Consider the following 268-nt stretch of genomic DNA (forward strand, 5'->3'; position numbering starts at 1 on the left):
TGGGTCAGGTCCCGTGGTCTAGCCGATCTCCGGGACAGGGGTGCTGGGGTCGTGCTCCATCCATTCGCCATTGGCCAGGCTGCGGCCGGTCAGGGCGAGCAGGAAGGCCCAATGGCTGACCACGAGCGTATGGGCGTGGTCGCCGAGCGCCAGGATGTCGTTGCGGAACTGGGTGGCCCGGCGCGTGACCACCTCCGGCGTTTCAGTGGCTGCTGGCCACCAGGTTTCCTCGAGTGTCGAGAAATCATGGTGAGGCCAGTCGGCGGCC

General features: G+C 67.2%; 1 protein-coding gene. It reads right to left on the reverse strand.

What is annotated here, in order from left to right:
- Positions 1-18: 18 nt before the first annotated feature.
- Positions 19-268, reverse strand: a 250-nt coding sequence (locus ACZ3HH_RS30195; protein WP_465810270.1) for a histidine phosphatase family protein, incomplete at its 5' end; no start/stop codon positions are given.

It is taken from the genome of Pseudomonas sp. PME37.24/025, assembly GCF_055556615.1.